At 38.2% G+C, this 18,409-nt stretch carries 17 protein-coding genes; 9 read left to right on the plus strand and 8 right to left on the minus strand.

The features are described 5' to 3' along the window. Window positions 1-20 precede the first annotated feature (20 nt). Window positions 21-974, plus strand: coding sequence for a branched-chain amino acid ABC transporter permease (locus tag DFO72_RS10355; RefSeq protein WP_113881709.1), 954 nt, complete (start codon window positions 21-23; stop codon window positions 972-974). 290 nt (window positions 975-1,264) lie between these two features. On the opposite strand, the gene DFO72_RS10360 is transcribed toward DFO72_RS10355, so the two are convergent. Continuing rightward, entirely contained in the window at window positions 1,265-1,759 is a 495-nt protein-coding gene (locus tag DFO72_RS10360; RefSeq protein ID WP_113881620.1) for an Rrf2 family transcriptional regulator, read from the minus strand. Window positions 1,760-1,982: 223 nt separating this feature from the next. On the opposite strand from DFO72_RS10360, the gene DFO72_RS10365 reads away from it, so the two are divergent. Together DFO72_RS10365 and DFO72_RS10370 are read left to right on the plus strand one after the other, a co-directional pair. Next, window positions 1,983-2,426: a carboxymuconolactone decarboxylase family protein gene (locus tag DFO72_RS10365; RefSeq protein WP_113881621.1), complete on the plus strand. Its 444-nt coding sequence runs from the start codon at window positions 1,983-1,985 to the stop codon at window positions 2,424-2,426. Between the two features lie 218 nt (window positions 2,427-2,644). Further along, the gene (locus DFO72_RS10370; protein ID WP_113881622.1) at window positions 2,645-3,073 is read left to right on the plus strand and encodes an organic hydroperoxide resistance protein; all 429 of its coding nucleotides are present in this window, start codon (window positions 2,645-2,647) and stop codon (window positions 3,071-3,073) included. A gap of 74 nt (window positions 3,074-3,147) precedes the next feature. Here DFO72_RS10370 and DFO72_RS10375 read toward each other — a convergent pair whose 3' ends face one another. From DFO72_RS10375 to DFO72_RS10390, 4 genes are all read right to left on the minus strand, one after another. After that, complete coding sequence (locus tag DFO72_RS10375) at window positions 3,148-4,260, minus strand: GerAB/ArcD/ProY family transporter (protein ID WP_113881623.1); 1,113 nt, start codon at window positions 4,258-4,260, stop codon at window positions 3,148-3,150. After that, window positions 4,261-5,340: a Ger(x)C family spore germination protein gene (locus DFO72_RS10380; RefSeq protein WP_113881624.1), complete on the minus strand. Its 1,080-nt coding sequence runs from the start codon at window positions 5,338-5,340 to the stop codon at window positions 4,261-4,263. Further along, on the minus strand, window positions 5,330-6,826 hold the full coding sequence (locus DFO72_RS10385; RefSeq protein ID WP_113881625.1) for a spore germination protein: 1,497 nt from the start codon (window positions 6,824-6,826) through the stop codon (window positions 5,330-5,332). Before DFO72_RS10385 ends, DFO72_RS10380 begins: the two co-directional genes overlap by 11 nt. A gap of 247 nt (window positions 6,827-7,073) precedes the next feature. Continuing rightward, complete coding sequence (locus tag DFO72_RS10390) at window positions 7,074-7,805, minus strand: DUF421 domain-containing protein (RefSeq protein WP_113881626.1); 732 nt, start codon at window positions 7,803-7,805, stop codon at window positions 7,074-7,076. 256 nt (window positions 7,806-8,061) lie between these two features. Here DFO72_RS10390 and DFO72_RS10395 point away from each other — a divergent pair, with 256 nt between their 5' ends. From DFO72_RS10395 to DFO72_RS10410, 4 genes are all read left to right on the plus strand, one after another. Then, the gene (locus DFO72_RS10395) at window positions 8,062-8,625 is read left to right on the plus strand and encodes a TetR/AcrR family transcriptional regulator (protein ID WP_113881627.1); all 564 of its coding nucleotides are present in this window, start codon (window positions 8,062-8,064) and stop codon (window positions 8,623-8,625) included. A gap of 100 nt (window positions 8,626-8,725) precedes the next feature. Next, window positions 8,726-9,886 carry an MFS transporter gene (locus DFO72_RS10400; RefSeq protein ID WP_113881710.1) on the plus strand — a complete coding sequence of 387 codons (1,161 nt, stop codon included), beginning with the start codon at window positions 8,726-8,728 and terminating at the stop codon, window positions 9,884-9,886. A gap of 277 nt (window positions 9,887-10,163) precedes the next feature. Continuing rightward, on the plus strand, window positions 10,164-10,628 hold the full coding sequence (locus DFO72_RS10405) for a hypothetical protein (RefSeq protein WP_113881628.1): 465 nt from the start codon (window positions 10,164-10,166) through the stop codon (window positions 10,626-10,628). Between the two features lie 136 nt (window positions 10,629-10,764). Further along, the gene (locus DFO72_RS10410; RefSeq protein ID WP_113881629.1) at window positions 10,765-11,727 is read left to right on the plus strand and encodes a DUF3231 family protein; all 963 of its coding nucleotides are present in this window, start codon (window positions 10,765-10,767) and stop codon (window positions 11,725-11,727) included. Window positions 11,728-11,861: 134 nt separating this feature from the next. Here DFO72_RS10410 and DFO72_RS10415 read toward each other — a convergent pair whose 3' ends face one another. Then, window positions 11,862-12,701: an isocitrate lyase/PEP mutase family protein gene (locus tag DFO72_RS10415; protein WP_113881711.1), complete on the minus strand. Its 840-nt coding sequence runs from the start codon at window positions 12,699-12,701 to the stop codon at window positions 11,862-11,864. Window positions 12,702-13,221: 520 nt separating this feature from the next. Between DFO72_RS10415 and DFO72_RS10420 the strand changes: the two genes are divergently transcribed. Then, a complete protein-coding gene (locus DFO72_RS10420) occupies window positions 13,222-15,039 on the plus strand; it encodes a LysM peptidoglycan-binding domain-containing protein (protein WP_113881630.1) in 1,818 nt (605 codons plus the stop codon). A gap of 315 nt (window positions 15,040-15,354) precedes the next feature. On the opposite strand, the gene DFO72_RS10425 is transcribed toward DFO72_RS10420, so the two are convergent. Next, window positions 15,355-15,858 (minus strand): DinB family protein, encoded by a 504-nt coding sequence (locus DFO72_RS10425; RefSeq protein WP_113881631.1) that lies wholly within the window; start codon window positions 15,856-15,858, stop codon window positions 15,355-15,357. A gap of 260 nt (window positions 15,859-16,118) precedes the next feature. On the opposite strand from DFO72_RS10425, the gene DFO72_RS10430 reads away from it, so the two are divergent. Next, window positions 16,119-17,183 carry a tetratricopeptide repeat protein gene (locus tag DFO72_RS10430; protein WP_113881632.1) on the plus strand — a complete coding sequence of 355 codons (1,065 nt, stop codon included), beginning with the start codon at window positions 16,119-16,121 and terminating at the stop codon, window positions 17,181-17,183. Window positions 17,184-17,309: 126 nt separating this feature from the next. On the opposite strand, the gene DFO72_RS10435 is transcribed toward DFO72_RS10430, so the two are convergent. Then, the gene (locus DFO72_RS10435) at window positions 17,310-18,377 is read right to left on the minus strand and encodes a GIY-YIG nuclease family protein (protein ID WP_113881712.1); all 1,068 of its coding nucleotides are present in this window, start codon (window positions 18,375-18,377) and stop codon (window positions 17,310-17,312) included. Between the last annotated feature and the right edge of the window lie 32 nt (window positions 18,378-18,409).

The following is an 18,409-nucleotide window of genomic DNA, read 5'->3' on the forward strand; positions in this document are numbered from 1 at the left end:
CGCTGTATTGGGGGCTTGCGATTCTGCTGTTTATGCTTCTGTTCCCCTTTGTCAACGACTCCCGCAGCACGCTGATTTTACTGACTCAAATTTTCATTTTTGCTATATTTGCGATGAGCTTCGATATTCTGTTAGGATACACGGGAATCGTATCCTTTGGGCATTGTATGTTCTTTGGGATCGGCGCTTATAGTACCGCACTTATTTTTAATCAGCTGGACGCTACTCTGCCAAATTTTATATTAGGTTTAGTTATAGGAATTCTCCTGTCAGCATTGGTTAGCTATATCATCGGATTGTTATCCTTAAGGCTTAAAAGCCACTTTTATGCGATGCTGACATTGGCTGTCTCCCAGCTGTTCCTTGTACTGGCAGAGAAGTGGAGAGGACTTACTCATGGCGGTGACGGATTTACCTTCAGTGTGCCTGACATATTCAAAGACCGTACTTCCTTCTATTACATTACACTCATTAGTGTGGCCATTGTTTTTATCCTGCTGAAGCTATTTACAGAATCGTCCGCTGGCAAAGTGTTAAAAGCTATATCACAGAATGAATATCGCGCCGAGGCATTAGGGTATAAGTCGCTTCAATATAAACTGATTGCCAGCGTAACGGCAGGAGTGGCAGCTTCCTTCAGCGGTTCTCTGTATGCTGTATCGTTAAGGTTCATTAATACCAATGTCTTTTCTATTGAAGTTACCCTGGATGCTCTCTTAATGACAATGATCGGAGGACTGGGAACCCTTGCTGGTGCCATAGCAGGAGCGGGGATCATCGAATTCTTAAGACATTACCTTTCAGAGCTGGCGATGATATACCCTATTTTCGAAAGATGGACGATTATCCTCGGGTTCTTATATATAGTGGTGCTGCTTGGATTCCCTTCAGGTTTGGCAGGGTTTATTAAAAAATTCACTTCAAAAAAGGGGAGGAAGGAGAAGAAGAAAAGGGAAGTGGGGAAGGCTGCTTAGTGTGAGATAAGAAGATTCCAGAAACCTTGCCATCATGGGTAAGGTTTTTATTAATTACAAAAACACTTATAATTTTTTGCCATATTGAACGGGGGTTTAAATCAAAACCAAGATCTGTAATGTTGTGAAAAAACAATCTTTAGCTGGTGTGAGAGCTGATAAATCCAATGTGGAGCTGGCTATGGAAATGGTGATAGCTATCAATAGACCATAGAAAGATACTCTTTCTCGAAGAAAGAAAAAACCTCTCCAAATGCCTCTTAATCAAGGTATTTCAGGAGAGGTTGGCACTATAGATTGCTCTTGGAGAAATATTTCCGGGTATCTTCACGTATTTGATTTGGCAAGACACGATCCAGCTCTTCATTCAACCATGAAAGTTTTTTGCTGCGCAGGAAATCACGCATTTTTTCTTCCGCTGAGAGCATAACTAAATTAATGGTACAGGAGGAGGTGCCTGAAGAGCAGATATTTTCTCTATACAAATACCCATTATCTTTAATGTTTTTGCATTGAAAAATCGGCTTGGGACCTTCAACTGCTTCAATTACATCCCAAAAAGAAATTTCTTCTGGAGATTTTGCGAGTTTATACCCACCCTTAACTCCAGGAACTGAACTAACAATACCGTTCTTTGATAATTTACTGAAAATCTTTGAAAGATATGTTTCGGAAATCCCCTGGAAAGTGGAGAGGTCCTTGATTCCAATGGAAGAATCCTCTGTATTATCAATTAAATATACGAGGCAGTGAAGTGCATATTCAACCCCAATACTATACTGCATTACTAACACCTCTTCATAAATTTAGATTAATTTATCTTAAGAATTTTTTATTTTTTTGTCAAATAGGGTCAATTGGAATCAATTAACATTTAAAGAGGTTTGACATAATTAAGTGTACAATTTATTATAGATAATATCAATCGCTGATTGATACTATCCATAATTGAAATTTCAAAATGCGGTTCAATTATTTGTTGAATCAGCTTATAAGGAGGAATTGATATTGGAACAACGAATTGATTATTACAATTTAGCACCAGAGGCAATGAAAATAATGATGGAAATGGAGAAATATACGAAAACGACAGGTTTGGACCGTAAACTTCGTGAACTTATAAAAATTCGGGCTTCTCAAATAAACGGCTGTGCCTTTTGCATTAACATGCACACAGCTGATGCGAGAAAAATGGGAGAAACGGAACAGCGTATATATTGCATAAGTGCATGGAGAGAGTGCACATTTTACACCGAAGCAGAAAAAGCAGCTCTTGAGTTAACAGAACACATAACATTAATCCCGGCAAAACGTGTGCCAGAAGATCTTTATAAGCGAGTACGCGAACATTACGATGAGAAACAATATATTGACCTTGTCCTAATCATCAATCAAATCAACAGCTGGAATAGAATTTCTATTGCAATGGGGAATGTTGCAACTGAAAAATAATATCTCTAACAGGTAGCCATTAATTTTGTCCAATTTTAAACCTTGGGTATCTTTAGATCCTAAGATCGCTTTTTAAAGTTATCTTACCTTCTAGTAAGTAAATTTGCAGGAAAAGTCATTGCCGAGCATATAAAGTTTCCCTTCATACAAAAGCTGCTCGTGGAATTATCGAAGCAATATAAAAAATATAAATCCATTATAAAAGGGGAGTTTTAAAAATGATGAAAATAGAAAAGAAGTTGTACACGGCTACTGTAAATGTTCAAGGCGGAAGAGATGGCAAAGCGGTATCTGACGATAACAATCTGAATGTAGACTTGAGATATCCAAAGGAATTAGGCGGGGACGGAGCTGGAACCAATCCGGAGCAGCTGTTTGCTGCAGGGTTTGCGGCATGTTTCCAAGGTGCGATGGGTACTGTTCTTAGAAAAAAGAAAATTAAAACAGAAGGTATAACAATTGATTCTCATGTTACACTCGGCAAGGATGCGAACGACGGCTATGTGCTGGCCATTACGATGGACATCACTGTAAAAGGCGTAGAAACTACCGTGGCAGAAGAAGTCGTTGCGGAAGCTCATAAGGTTTGCCCTTACGCCAGAGCTACTCAAGGTAATATCGAAGTTATATCAAACGTTGTTGGTTAATCAGTTTCCGGAATTCCCCCAAGAGTGCCTATCTTTAACCAGGTAGGCACTCTTTATTGTTCAAGATTGACCTTTCAAAAACCTTTGTTTAACCTATTCTTCATAAAATGGTTCTTAATCCATTTTATAATAAGAAGGAGAGGCAGGTACACATATACAAAACCGATCCCTGCATTAGCGGTAAAATGGATAAGATAATCAGTACTTCTAAATTCTCTAAAGTTTACCGAAGCAATCATCTCCGCAATAAGTAAGAACAGTAAAGTCGCTTTAGGAGGAATTGAGAAAGTTCTTTTTGCGATTCTTGTACATACCCACAAAGAAATACATATAGGGGATATGATCACTAACAGCCAAATAAAGACGAATATATACTCAAATCTTTCCAGAAAAGAGAACATAACGACCTTAACCATCATCAGAGTGGGCCACGGTAAATGCTTCAATACATCCTGATTAAAGTATAAGAATGATACCAAAGTTATAACTAGGTAAATGATGAAAGTATACATATTTCCGAGATGGGCCCATTTAGAAATATCTTTGTTATTCGAACTCCTAATGAAGGGATAATACATCAGGATCCACTCGAAACCAAGAAAAAGCAGGGCATAGGCTTTAGAAGATAAAAATAGCTCAGTGAGGGAATGACTGAAGGCTGGGAGCAGATTAATATAATTCATATGCTTCAATGGGAAATAGATTAAAAAGAACAGAAAAGCAGGCAAAATAACTCCCCAGAAACTAAAGCCGGTTAGACTGCGAAAGCCGCTTGAAATAATATAATAAAATGTGAGTCCGAAAATGAAGCATAGCTGCCATGTTTTTATGGTAGGATACACCCATATTTGGATGACCTCAATATAAGCACGAAGGACCGTCAAGGAAGCCAGCCAGAAATAAACCAATGCCAGGACAGACATGATACTCCCAGCCGTTTTTCCAAAGCAATACTGATGAACAGCTACTAAATCATTGGTTTCCCCGTCTAACAGCTTAAAGATTATATAGAGTATGATATGGGTTATAACCCAAGTAATAATTAAAGAAATCCAGGCATCCTGTTCAGCATCTTTAATCACCTGGCTTTGAAAATTCAGGATCCCAATTCCGGTTTGTGAAGAGTGAATGAGAAAGAATGTGAAAAAAGCCGAAACCTGAAATTGTTTTTCTACTTTTACGCTCACCTATTTTCCCACCCCAGTTTGCCTAATTGTAATTTTGGTATCTGCATCATATGTCATACCAGGATATATCCGATCGTAAAAACTCAGTTCAGAATAATTTTCGTGATTTGCTTTATACCTTCTTCCTATACCAATAGGATCAACACCATTTGCTTGAAACTTCTTAAGAAGGATTTCAGCCTCGGTTGAAATGGATTTCTGTAAGGCGTTTTTTAACAGTTTAAGATCCTTTTCTTTTTCCAGATTAATCCACTCAGGCAAAGCATCAAGTTCTACATTCAAATTCAGGCTCACTTTTACTTTTTCCTTTAGATTGTCCTTGATGAATTTGACCTTATGTTTTCCACTGATAATTCTTACCCCAATATTAGCTTTGTTTCCATTCATGTTGAGATTAAAGCTGTATACTCCTCTTTTATTTGCGTCCGTCATTAATTTTAATAAGAAGGTTTCTTTTTCCGAAATCCTAAGTGCCAATTTATCATCTTTAAAAATCCCCATTCCGTCGACTTTAACATTTTCTTTAGAATCCACAGTGAGATTGGGAAAGGACATATCAATACCGCTTCCAAAAAACTGGTCATACATTAAATGCAGGTCAGTTTCAGGAATTCCCTCATTTTCTATACTTTTTTCAATCAGATTCATTAGGAATAGAGGACTCTCCTTCAGGGTTTTTCTAAGTAGTAGATCTGGAGATCCATCTGTAATGACAATCCTTATTATGCCGATTTTTGGATCCTTGCAGATGGTGTCTAATATGGGTGCCAAACCCTCTCTGCTTAGTTTATCTCCAAATATCAAAAGCCTCACCTGACCGATTTCAAAGGGAAATTGAGATTTATGGCTAAGTTCTTCCTGCAGGCTGGATGGATTTTCAGCAGCCGCTGTGATCAAAGCAGGATTATCACTCTCGGCATAATTTGGATAAACAACACTTGCTTTTAACATCTCTTCTTCTTTGTCAAATCCTATATTATGCATCAAAGAGACTTCATCAATAGTATTGTGAGGCACACATCCAGCCAGGATAAGAGATAAAATAACACAACCCATTTTGACAAATGTGTTATTCATCATTAATATCCTCCTTTTTTTTGTTCTTCTCTTTTGATGAATATTTTATTGTATCTTTAGCTCTCAAATAATCTGGCCTTTTATTAATTACACTGTAAGGTGATCTAATAAAACTATCTTTAAAATTATTGCGCCGGAACGGATACAAAGGAACCATGTAAGGAGTTTCAAACGATTTTAGTTTAAACAAATGACATAATATGACTGCAAACCCTAACATAATACCTAATCCACCTAGCAATGATGACATAATGATAAAGGGAAATCTTAATAGCCGAATTGTATTGGACATAGACATAGTAGGTGTAGTGAATGAAGCCAGGGCAGATAAAGCCACGACAATTAATAATATATTACTTGTCAGTGCTGCCATAACAGCTGCCTGACCAATGACAATACCGCCAACAATTCCCAATGTTTGTCCCACTTTTGTAGGCAATCGGGCTCCTGCTTCTCTTAATAATTCAATGGTCATTTCCAAAAAAAGAACTTCCATTACCGGCGGAAATGGAACGTTTGCTCTGGACTCTATTAGCGGTCCCAGTAAATCAGCAGGTACAACCTCATAATGAAACGTCACAACCGCAACATAAAGTGAGGAAGAAAAGATTGAGAAAATGATCGCAAATATTCGTATTAATCGAAAGAAGGACCCAACAATCCAGTTATAATAATAATCTTCAGGTGAAATGAAAAAATCGAGCAGGGTAGAAGGCCCGGATATTGCCGATGGTGAACCATCACTGAATATAACTACTTGTCCCAGAGAGAGCGTATAACAAATTCTATCCAGTCTCTCTGTAGATAAGTAAAGTGGAAAAGGGGTATGAGAATTATCTCTAATGATTTCGTCTAAAGCAGAGGTATCCCAAATAATATCAAAATCTATTTTAGCCAGTCTTTTTTTTACTGTTTCTATGTGTTTTTCATTTGTAATACCATCTAAATAAACAATGGCAACTCTTGTTTTCGACAGTGTCCCCAGAGTAAGCTCTTCAGTCGTTACTAAAGGAGATTTCAACTTACTGCGAAGTAAAAGAATATTAGTATCAAGACTCTCAACAAACCCTAGCTTTGGCCCTGTAACACTATATTCATTCTCTGTTTCATTCGTTTCTCTAATCCCTTTAGATAAATTGCTGACGTTTACTAAAAGCCAATCTTCAGACGTATTTTCAAATGTAATTAGTACAAATCCTTTATGCAGCTTCTCTTCGATTTCTTTTGCATCCTGAGTTGTCATTACTTCTTCAAGAGGAATGCTGTTTTTAAATTGATTAATATCAAAAGCCTGATCAGTCTTTTTTTCGCATTCATTAATATAGGGAAGAAATACTTGTTCCATCGTCTTGTGATCGATTAGTGAAGTGAAGCATGAAATGAATATCTTGACCCCTGAAACATTTTTTTTAATCTCTTTAAAATCAGATGACTTTTTAGCTCTTTTCACTATTTCTGCAGGATTCTGATTCTTTTTTTCCTTTATCATAAACAACTGTACTCCCTAACATTTGTTACTACTTAGTATTATTCCTATCAAAAAATGTATGCACTTTAACATTTTTATTCTGGCTGGAAGATAGTATTGGTAATTCAAGGCCATTTTAGTAATTCAATGAAAGGGCGCCTTTCTTGAATAAGAGATGCACTTTCTTCATGAATAAGATGCTGAATAAAACCCTTCTTATAGTTAGGGTTTTATAATTAGAGATATAAAACTTTAAAACCTTCCATTTCTAATGGTGAATAGGCGGAAGGTTTTGAAGATTATTTGTGGTTTTAATACTTACATATAGTTCATTCATATCGTTAACAGCTGCATAAAAGACATCCTTTACATCGAAAATATTTTTTCTTTCCAACTCCTCATAAAGCCATGATTCATTTAAATTCCTTGAGTATAGGACTTTTTCATAAACCTCTCCATCAATAACAACTGGTACATCAATTCCCTTATTAAGAACATTCGGTTGAGGAAGAATATGTTCAACTCGTGCAACTTCCTTTTCAGGATACAATTTAACAGATAAATTTCCATTTGCTTCAATTATGGCTAATTCAACATCCTGGACATTAAAAATTTGATGTTCTCTTAACATCTGTAAAATGGTATCAATCGAATACTGTATTTTTTTCATTTTGTTCACTAAAAATTGTCCTTGATAAATGACCATTGTAGGTTCAAATGTTAACAAACGGCCTATCTTACGATTTTTGATTTTCCAGGTTGCAATTAATTTTTGTAGTAAAGCTATTGCAATAATAGCAATCGCTGTAAATAAATGATTTATCTTTGGGTCTGCTATATCAGCACCAACTACAGCACCTAAAGTTAAAATGACTAAAAAATCAAATACCGGCAATTCACCTATGGATCGTTTTCCCATATAAAGTGTTGCAAATAATGCTAGCGGCAAAATGGTGACAATTCGTCCTAAAACTTTTAATATTTGAAATGCATATTCCATAATATCACCTCATATAGGGAACTTTACATTTTAATATGACACAGATAATTATTAATTATTTACTTGTCATCAATAATAGGGTGCTATTGTTGAACAAGCACTTAAAGGATCTTTAACTGATTTTCCGAATATGTTAATCATAAGTATTAAATGCCAAAGCTCTGAAGTAAAACAACAAGAAAGAGAGTATTTATTTGACTTTTGACTCTGGATCTCTAATCTTGACACTTACCTATTAGTAAGTTACTATTGGGGCATGGAAAACAGAAAAAAACAAATTGTAGACTTAGCCATTAAATTGATCCAGCAAAAAGGGTATGTAGCCTTCAGCTATGATGACATTTCTAAACAGCTTGGGGTGACCAAAGCAAGCATTCACTATCACTTTGAAAAGAAGGAGGATTTAGGAGTCGCAGTTACAGATCGTATGTTATTGAGACTGCAGGAATCATTAATGTCAATTAAAAATTCGCCGGCTTCTGCTGAAGAGAAGCTAAAGCAGTTCATCCAGCAGCAGGCTCAAAGATTCGAGTGTACTGAAATTTGTCCTATTTCTTCGCTGCAGACGGATTATGAATCTTTGCCATCCATCGTACAAGAGAAGATTGGGGAAGTCAGCAGACTGGAGCTCCGAGTAATGAAAGAATTAGTTGCCGAGGCACAAGCTGAAAATATCTTAAATAGCTCTGATGATGCCCATCAAGTAGCGATAACAATATTATCAAGTGTTAAAGGAGCTTTATTATACAGGCGTGTTCTAGGTGATGATGTATTAGCCGATGTACTAAATCAGTTAAATCGTTTCTTAAAAAAACCGTAGAAACGGTTTTTTTAAAGGAAAAAACTTACCTTCTAGTAAGTAACTTTTATTATTATTGAAGAATTTATAAAAGAAAGTGGGGATTACCACAGTGAAAAGAATGCTATTGGTTTCTCTATTGATGTCGTGTGGGGCTACCTTTATTACTCCATTATTCCCTCTATATAGTGAGACTTATCAACTGAACAGTCTGCAAATCACGATCCTGTTTGCTATTTATGCTGCATTTCTATTGCCGACTTTGTTGGTTACTGGAGAAAAAGGCAGCACGTGGGGATTAAAGAAGGTGGTTCGCATCAGTATATGGATATCCATTGCCTCTACCTTGTTCTTTCTGGCAGGCAAAAATCCTTGGATGCTTTATGTCGCCAGATCATTGGAAGGAATCGCATACGGAGCTTTTACTGGTACAGCTGCTGCTTTGCTAATGAAGCAAACATCTCCGAGCCAAATAGGTGCAGCTCTCAAATTATCAGGTGTTACGATTCTCATTGGTTTCGGGCTGGGACCAGCTATTGCGGGTATGATCGTGCAATATATACATTACCTGCCACTCTACTTGCCATTTTGGATTCTGCTCGTCCTGCTTATCATCTCACTAATCGTGCTGGAATCTATTCCTAAAGATGCTGCTTCCAGCGAACAAAAACGCGTAAAAGCTAAGATATCGCTTGGTGTGCCAGGCAATATTCGTTCTGCTTTCTTCTCAATGGCCGGATTGCCGATCTTCACAGTTTTCACCATCCAAGGAATCGCGTTTTCTCTTATTCCTAATTTCGTCAAGAATGTCATTCATACGTCCAACCTTGCTGTCTCCGGATTAATTATTTTCGTGCTTCTCAGTGGAGCAGCAATGGCTCAGTTTATCCCCTGGCCGAGTCATCCCGTTACGCGTATTAGATTGGGCATCCTGCTTCTTGCTATGGGGTCATGGGTTATTGTTTCATCTGGATTAACATCAAGTTTGCCGCTGCTCTGGACAGGCATTTTCATCCAATCTATCGGAGGCGGGTGGACTTTTCAAATTGCCTTACGACTTGCCGGACAGTTACCGGAACCAAAAGAACGGCCACGAGTCATATCGGCCTTTTACTTGTGTGCGTATTCTGGATTTATTGTTCCCGTTATTGGAGTCGGAATGCTTACCCAATTTTTCAATTTGAACTTTTCGCTGATTATACTAAACCTGTTTGCTGCATTTATTGTTGTATATGTCCTGCTTTATTCCGTAAAATTTAAACGCACTTATCCGGACATATAATTATTAATGCATTATCAACAATTAATGAGATCTTCTAAATCTAATCATATATGCTTTAAAATCCAGCTGCCGGTTCGGCGGCTTTTTTTCTCCTATTAAAAGGGAGTTTAGTTTGTGAAGAGTGCTTACATAATAAAAAGTGTACTGATGAGTAATAGTGAATTGTTAACTTCAAGAGCTGCAGAAAAGGATAATACGGTAAATATATTGCTGCTATTTAAAAGGGATTATATAAAGAGAATGTGATCACATTGAAATGGTAAGGGGTCAGAATAGAATGGGGACATCTATAGAAAGGCTATTATGGAGTATTGCACTTCCTGGTTTTGGGCAATTTTTAAATGGAAAACTGATAAAGGGAATGGTTATTGTATTTCTAGAGTTCCTTATCAATGTACAAGCGAATTTTAACGGGGTCATTATTTCAAGTTTTCATGGAGATATTGAAAAGGCAATAGCAGAAACCAATTATTTGTGGCTGATGTTTTACCCGTGTTTGTATTTCTTTGCGATGTGGGATTCCTTTAAAGATGCCGGAGGAGGGAAAAACAGTTATTCTTTTCTTCCGTTTGTGTCTTCAGCTTACTTTGTTACGGTGGGATGTATATATTCCTCTACCTTTAAGGTTTTTGGGGTATTATTAGGGCCTATTTGGCTTCCCATATTGTGTGTAATACCAGGTGTCAGTGTGGGATTCTTGTTAATGAAGATAATAATGAAAAAAAACATCGAACCATTCTAAACAATGCAGCATTTTATTGTTAAGCCCTTAGAGGATTGTCGCTGGCAGATATTTAAACCTAATGCAATTTAATGAATAATTAGCATTTTCAATTACAAACTAAGAAAAGAAAATAAATTGTGGAGGGGCCTTTTAAATGAATTTAAACGAATTAGGCTTTCTTTGGTACTTACATTCAAGTTCAAATATGGTCAATATTTTTTTGGGAAATCTGATTGAGACTGCTGAAGATACTGATTTGAAAGATGTATTAACGGAGATTAAAACACTTTCAACATTTCAGGAACAAGAGGCTTGGCAGTTCTTAGCTGATAATGGATTAAATATTACACCGTTTTTTAGTGAAAATGATTTACATAGCCCTACAGAAAAGTTATTTTCTGATCAATTAATGATAGAAATTCTAAAGCATATAACAAGTAATGGACTGGGTGTACTTTCTTTTCAATATACAGACTTAACTGTCCCAAAGGTTAAGAATTTTTTTAAAGAAATACTCAATAAGTTAATTCAAATTGACATTACTATTTTAAATTTGCTGGAGCACAAAGGTTTACTGCAAAACAGGTCTTTTTCATACAAGGATGCTGAAGACAGAGAAAACAAATTATTTAAAGTGGCATCAACCCAGCAGAGGCCGCTTAATGCTGTTGAATTAGCCAGTATGTTTGGTTCATTTCAATGTAATAATGTTGGTTTAGCTCTATGTACTGCTTTTTCGGATGTGGCAAAGGATGAAGATACAAAGAGTTTTTTGCAGGATGGGATCAAATTGTCCTATCATCAAGTGGATGTTTTATCCGAAATATATAGAGAAAACGGAGTCCCGACAACCACCGGATTAGAGTCTCATGTTCATAAGGTGAATAATTCCCCATTTTCAGATAAGCTAATGGCTAACTTAACCATGTTCTTAAATCCTATCGGAATCGGCAATCTGCAAACTGCTGTGATTTCCAGTTATAAAAAAAGTCACGTGAAAACACTAAAGGAATTAATTGAACAGGTGGAAAGCTATTCAGAGCAAGGGTTTAAGCTATTGGTAAGGAAAGACTGGTTTAATGAGCCGCCGGTAACGAACAGGTCAATTGATAGTTAATATTTAGAGTCAAACAATCTAAAACATTCCCTGAAAATCATCAAAATGGGAAGGAGAACAAAAAGCCGATTTGTTGATTATAGAAAAATCGGCTTCTCAAAATTCATCATTTTGTTGTTGGGTATTAGAAGTTCTTATTGAATGAATTCAGTTAATCTTCTATAAGAAAGAACATCCCCATTTGTCATTTGATGAAAGGTCTGGCGGTTTACAATTTCTTCACTGATAGACCGTAAATAGGTTAATGTCGCTCTGAATGGGCTGGAACCACAGCTAAGCCTTTCAATTCCGATCTCAGATAACTCCGATAAAGAAGGCATCTCTGAGTCAACCAATAAGTTGATCGGACAAGAAATTTCCTCTCTAATCCTTTTAATAATCTTCCTATCAGTTAAACCAGGAATGAAAATGCAATCTGCCCCTGCATTTTGATAGGCTTTTGCCCGCTGTACAGCTTCTTGTAAACGCGTTGAAGAATCCCCAGCATTTAACCAATATAAATCTGTCCGTGCATTGATAAATAACGGCATATTTCTGGATTCCGATAGTTCTTTAATAGCTGCTATTTTTTCCACATGAGATGACATATCAACTATAGGCCGGTTAGGATCACCTGTACCGTCCTCCAGATTTATCCCGATAGCTCCAGCAGCAGCTACTGCTTTTACGGTCTCTAAAACCTCTTCAACCGTATGACCATAACCTGCCTCAATGTCTGCGCTCACAGGAACACTTACCGATTTGGCGATATTTTCAATCGTTTCAACCATTTTGTTAAGAGGTATACTCTGTCCATCCAAATACCCCAAAGAAGCAGCAATGCCAGCACTTGTTGTTCCAATCGCTTTAAAGCCGCATTCTTCAAACATTTTTGCACTGATTACATCCCATGCGTTTGGCAGAACAAAGGTTGACGCTTGCTGATGTAAGTGGTGAAAGGTTTTTGCCTTTAATGATTGTTCTTTGCTACTCATAATATTAGGCTCCTTTTCCTGATTTGGATTTAAGTTTCTTATTGCTTCATTTCTATTATAAGAGCTAAATAATTCGATTTTCATCGAAATATGGAATGCATATTGTTTTCTCAAATGAAGTCACAGTGGATGTCCTCTTAATGACGAGGATCTATGGTTCGAAACCCCGGATGGTGTCCTTGGAGGTGCGGGGATCATCGAAATCTTTAGACATTATCTTTCAGAGCTTGTGATGACGAAGTGGAGAGGGCTGCTTAGTAAAAGACCTTCCCAATTGAAGGTTTTTATATTTTTACCACAATTTTTTTTCGCTAATAATGATTCCTTCAGGCTTTTTTTGAATCGAATCATGCTATACAGATCTGTAATAGAGCTATCTATATAGGAATTAAATTTCTTTTTTATCTAATTCTTCCTCATTTGCACAGAACCTCGCACTTCCTAATGAATAGTATATGGGCAGATATTGTGTGCGCATTTAATTCCTCAATGGAAATTTATTCTTTGGGAAGTGAAGATCATGCAAATTTTTTATACAGTACGTTCAGGTGATACGCTGTATGGGATTTCCAGGAGATGGGAAATTCCGGCCGATTCCCTTATTGCGGCAAATAATTTGAAGCCCCCTTACACGATTTATATAGGTCAGCAGCTGTCCGTTCCACCTGGGGTTGATGCTGTGCGTGTTAGGCAAGGAGATTCAGTGTATCGAATTTCACAATTATACAAAGTTCCGCCTTCAGTTATCATAGAGGCGAATCAACTTCAGCCACCCTATGTCATTCAGGCCGGTCAATTATTAAAAGTTCCGCCAGGTGTTCCATATTATATCGTCCAGCCAGGGGATACACTTTATCAGCTTGCCATTCGTTTTAATGTCATTACGAATGGGGAGGCAAATACTGAGCTTATTCGGTTTGTAAACCAGCTTTCATCCTCACAGCTATTTCCCGGAATGAAATTAAGGATTCCATACGCCCCTCCTGGTGGCCAAGGCCTTATTGCCTATACTGCTGATCGAGGAGGGCAATATGATATTTGGTTATATAATCCCCGGACAGGAGAGAACGTGCAGCTCACCAGTGGATTGGGTGACTCTTTTTCAAGTCCAGAATGGTCACCCAATAGCAGGAGAATTGCGTTTATTGGAAAGAACAGAATTATATATGTTGTGGATGTTGCATCTGGTGCGATCGCTCAAATTGACCAGATGGAAGAAGGTGCTGAATTCAAATTGGATTGGTCACCTGACAGCAGCCAAATTGCTTATACGAATCAAGGTCGCATTATCATGTACAACGTTCTGTCTCATCAAGCGCAAAGCATTCAACAACCTGACTCAACAGATGTTCAATGGTTTCCGAATGGCAGGGAACTGTTATTCCAGGCACCGGATGCATCAGGAATTAGTCAGCTTTACCGAATTCAAACCGACGGAACTGGGAAACAGCAAATTACACGTAACACAGGAGGGCGGCTTAATAATGCCCAGCTATCACCCAACGGAAGCTTTGTTCTTTATACAACACCAGGTGTCAGCATCTCCATCATTCACACCATCGAGCTTTCAACAGGCAATGTGGCTGAAGTAAAAGGCGGGCCCCTTGCAAAAAATTATTATCCGACATGGTCACCTGATTCTTTGAAAATTGCCTATAGCGCTACCGCCTTTGAAGATCGGGGGTATTTTTCACAAGTTCGAACAGTGGGGAGGCGAGGAGAAGAGGATCGGATTTGGGCTATTTCTAATTGTTTTGCAACGCCTGTCACATGGTCAACAGACGGAACAAAAATAGCCTATCTTAGTGGATGCAAGGAACAGGAATTTGCAAGTGAAATGTGGGCTATCGACCTCCGTCACCCCGTCCCGATACGGCTAATTGCAGGAGTTAACATTCAGTCACTTCAATGGTCTCCAACTGCCATATTGGATGGTACCCAACAGACCTATACGAACACGACCTACAAGGTTACTTTCCAATATCCGTCAAACTGGCGAAAAGTGAACGAGGAAAGATACGAAGGTGCTGACGGCTTTTTTCAAATATCAGCGATTTCAGCAGGTGAAAACTTAGATGAGGTGTGCCATGGAGAAGCGTTCCATCCATTAATGCCCTATGGATCCATGCCAAGCATCTTGAAGACTAGAATTCAAAACCAGGAAGCCTGCTACATTTTTCCCTCTGCGGACCAGCCAGCAGAAATGCTGAATCAATCCGCTTTAATCGTAAGGTACCCAACTCCCATTACAATCCAAGGACAAACCTACAATTACTTCATTTTATGGGCAGACCAACCGCATTTAAAGGAGATAGCTTTAAGTTTAATCTTTTTATAAACATGTGGGCCTGTCCTTCGGTTCGTTGAAGTATTAGCGTACTGTGGAGGCTAGGCTCTTTTTTTTGTTCCTATTCGTGGCAGCTGCCCTAAAAGACTTATACCATTTTGAAAGATGGACAATTACCCTCGAGTTCTTATATATAGTGGCGCTGCTTGGATTTTCTTCTGGTTTAACAGAATTTATTAATAAGGTCATTTGAAAAAAGGGGAGGAAGGAGAAGAAAAGGGAAATAGAGAGGGCTGCTTATGATAGCCTTTTATCTAGCAACTAAGAAAAACGCCCGGCAATTTCCGAGCGTTTTTCTCTTTCCCTTTATAGCGGCGGATTAGTTACACCTAAATTAACCCAGTCTTCTTTTGGCGGACCATACACCCCAAATGGCTTTAATCCTGCCTGGCGGATGAGAATAGTCAATTGCCCCCGATGATGCACAATGTGTTTGATTAATCCCATCAAAATTTGAGCATTGGTTTCTTCTCTTCCAAATGCATTTTGTGTTTGGCTCAATGAGTCATCTGTCCACTGCTGCTCAATCGCCAGAGCTGCTTCCTCACTCAGCTTTTTAAATGTATCCGCAATTTCTTTTGCAGAAGCGGGGACATTTTCTTCATTTACAGCTTTTTCTATTTTTAACCCGAAATGAGCTAAATAATCTGGAATACTTGCTGTTAAATGCCAGGCAATTCTCCCTAATGTGCGTCCTTCCGGGTAAACCTGCTGCTTTAAAGAGTCATCTGTTAATTCGTCTAACACCTTTTGCGTAAGCACTGCCTCTCTTTTCCATTCATTAATAAAGTCTGAAATGGTTACATACATCAATCGTTTCCTCCGTTCGTTGGATATTATAGATAAATGATAAAACATTTGTTCGTGTTTTTCAAACTCAAGTAAATATGGGAGAAATTAAAAGATTTAAGCCACCTATAATGTATGAGATTCGCAACAAAAAATTCATATTTCATTCGACAATATTCGCGCGAAACGGAGGAGTGATTTCTATATAGTTGAAAGTGTTCCTGATACATGATAGATGCGGTGTCAATGCTGGCACCTTTTAATAGAAATGAGGTGTAGGGATGAGGACTTTAAAGATAAAAGACTTAACCCTGGACGAGCTGGAGCTGCTTGAACAGGATCTTCACGAAAACGGAGAAAAAAGCGATTATGGCTTTTACATGCAGCTTATGATCGTTTATGAAACTATGTATAAAAAACTAAGAAGCTTAGCCAGAAACAGCGGTCCGGAATATGATGATGCCCTTCAGTACACGAAGAAACTGCTTGTTTCCCATCTTATCAAATTCGGAGCATATATAAAAATGAATCACTTCAAGGATGACGGTGATGCTGTAGAGTCACTGATCAAGGCCATCGGTTTAGAGCAAAAACTTCCCATTGCCTATTATCGTCTTGGTTTTCTGGCTTATAAACATGGCAAGTATGGCTCAGCCGTCCGCTATTTTCAGCAAGCCCTGAACAGGCAGCTGCTGAATGATCCAAGATACGCCCTTAATCAGCAGCAGGAATTCCATGCACATATGTATCTGGCCAATAGTGCTTTATATGTTGCCAGCCAAACCTATGAAACGATGGAAAATCTCCCATATTTCCAGGAGGAACAGCTGCCAAATCCAGAGCTGTCGCCATTATTTGAAACATTGTCATCGAATGAAAAATACTTACAGAACCATGCATTCTACAAAATCACAAAAAATAAAACCGAAACATGTTCAAAAGAAGCATGTGAAGACCTCTATGAAAACAGTGAACCTAATGAACTGGTCCTGTACTTTAATGACCGCGAAAATATTCTCTTATTTAATGGGGAGGAAGTCATTATCACCCCAACCCAGGCCAATATGATCAGACACTTCCTGCTGTCCTCCAGCAAGGAAAATCCCTGCACGAGAATCACCATGCGTTATTTTTATGGAAGGACTGGCAGTGATGGAGAGGTAAAGAAGAACACGTTTATCAAATCTATTGAACGACTCAGAGTAACTTTAAGATCAATAGATATACCAGAGATAATTGATGTTACTCAGTACAGGGGGGAGACTGCTTATTATTTTAATGAGTCAGTTCCTTTTACTGTTTTGTTTAGGGTGGATGAGGCTTTTGCTAATGAGTATGTGAACTGAAATGTACGAATGAGGAGCCTAATCAGCGGTTTTTTTAGCTGCTGATTAGGCTCCTTTGCACGGAATGCCTGTTACAGCTCTATCTTACATGAATAGAAGTGCAATAAAACCAGCCCCTTATTCATTTTAAATAAGGGGCTGGAAGTGTTGAGGGTTATTTAGTAAATTCTTTAGTGCCAGATCCAGGGTGGAATGATTCTCATGGTCCAGCCAGTTTTCTGGAATGATGAGATAAGAGCAGCTGCCGCTGTGTAAATAACGGTAAATAATATGCGCTGCATCGATTTCATGTCTGCTAACGTCTCGGGCTGCATTTGCTTCATCTTTATTAAAATAAGCTAAAATGTTCATTTTTACTTTTTCCTCAATGTTGCCTGCTGCTGCATAGCTGTGGCTGAACAGAATTTCCGTCCTTTTAATAAGGAAAAGTTTAATCGTTAAATCTGTTAGTCTTTCGATAGCGGCGATATTATGATTTTCTTCGGTGAATTCGATCACTTTTTCTTTCTTTAACAGGGAGCTTACTGCCTGTATATGATCCCGATAGGCGGATGCCGATTCAAAATCAAATGCTTCAGAGGCGTTCAACATCATTTGATTCATTTCCTCAAGAATACTCATGTCAGTGCCTTTCAGAAAACCGATAAACCTGTCAAGGATGTCATTGTACTGTTGTTCCGCAGGCACACCAAGACACCGGCCAAGGCATGAGCCTAAGGAATAATTCAGACAAGCAGAGTTCTTTCCAATGGGGTTGCTGCATTTCAGCTTAAAGCATTCCTTTAAGCCTCGGAGAGCTCTTTCCACATTGCTGCTTGTAAAAGGGCCAAAATAAACCTTGCCGTCATTTTCAATGTGATTATAGGCAATATCAATCTTACGGTGCTTGCCGGTAAGGCTGATCGAGATATAAATGAATGACTGCGGACTCTTCATCATTCGATTATATAGCGGCTTAATGTTTTGAATTAATTGGCATTCAAGCATAAAAGCCTCGAATTCAGTATCTGTCAGGATATAGTCAAAATCCCTTAAGTGTTTGACCAGCTTTTTAATCTTTGGTGAATGGTTGGTAGAGTTACGGAAATAAGACTGAACCCGATTCTTAAGATTTTTCGCCTTCCCCACATACAGAACTTGACCTTGTGAATCCTTCATGAGATATACGCCTGGGGCTAAGGGCAGGCTTCTCACCTTTTCTGTCAGATTAATAGACAATCATTCCT

Source organism: Cytobacillus oceanisediminis (assembly GCF_004366035.1).
In the GTDB taxonomy this organism is placed as follows: domain Bacteria; phylum Bacillota; class Bacilli; order Bacillales; family Cytobacillaceae; genus Cytobacillus; species Cytobacillus oceanisediminis_C.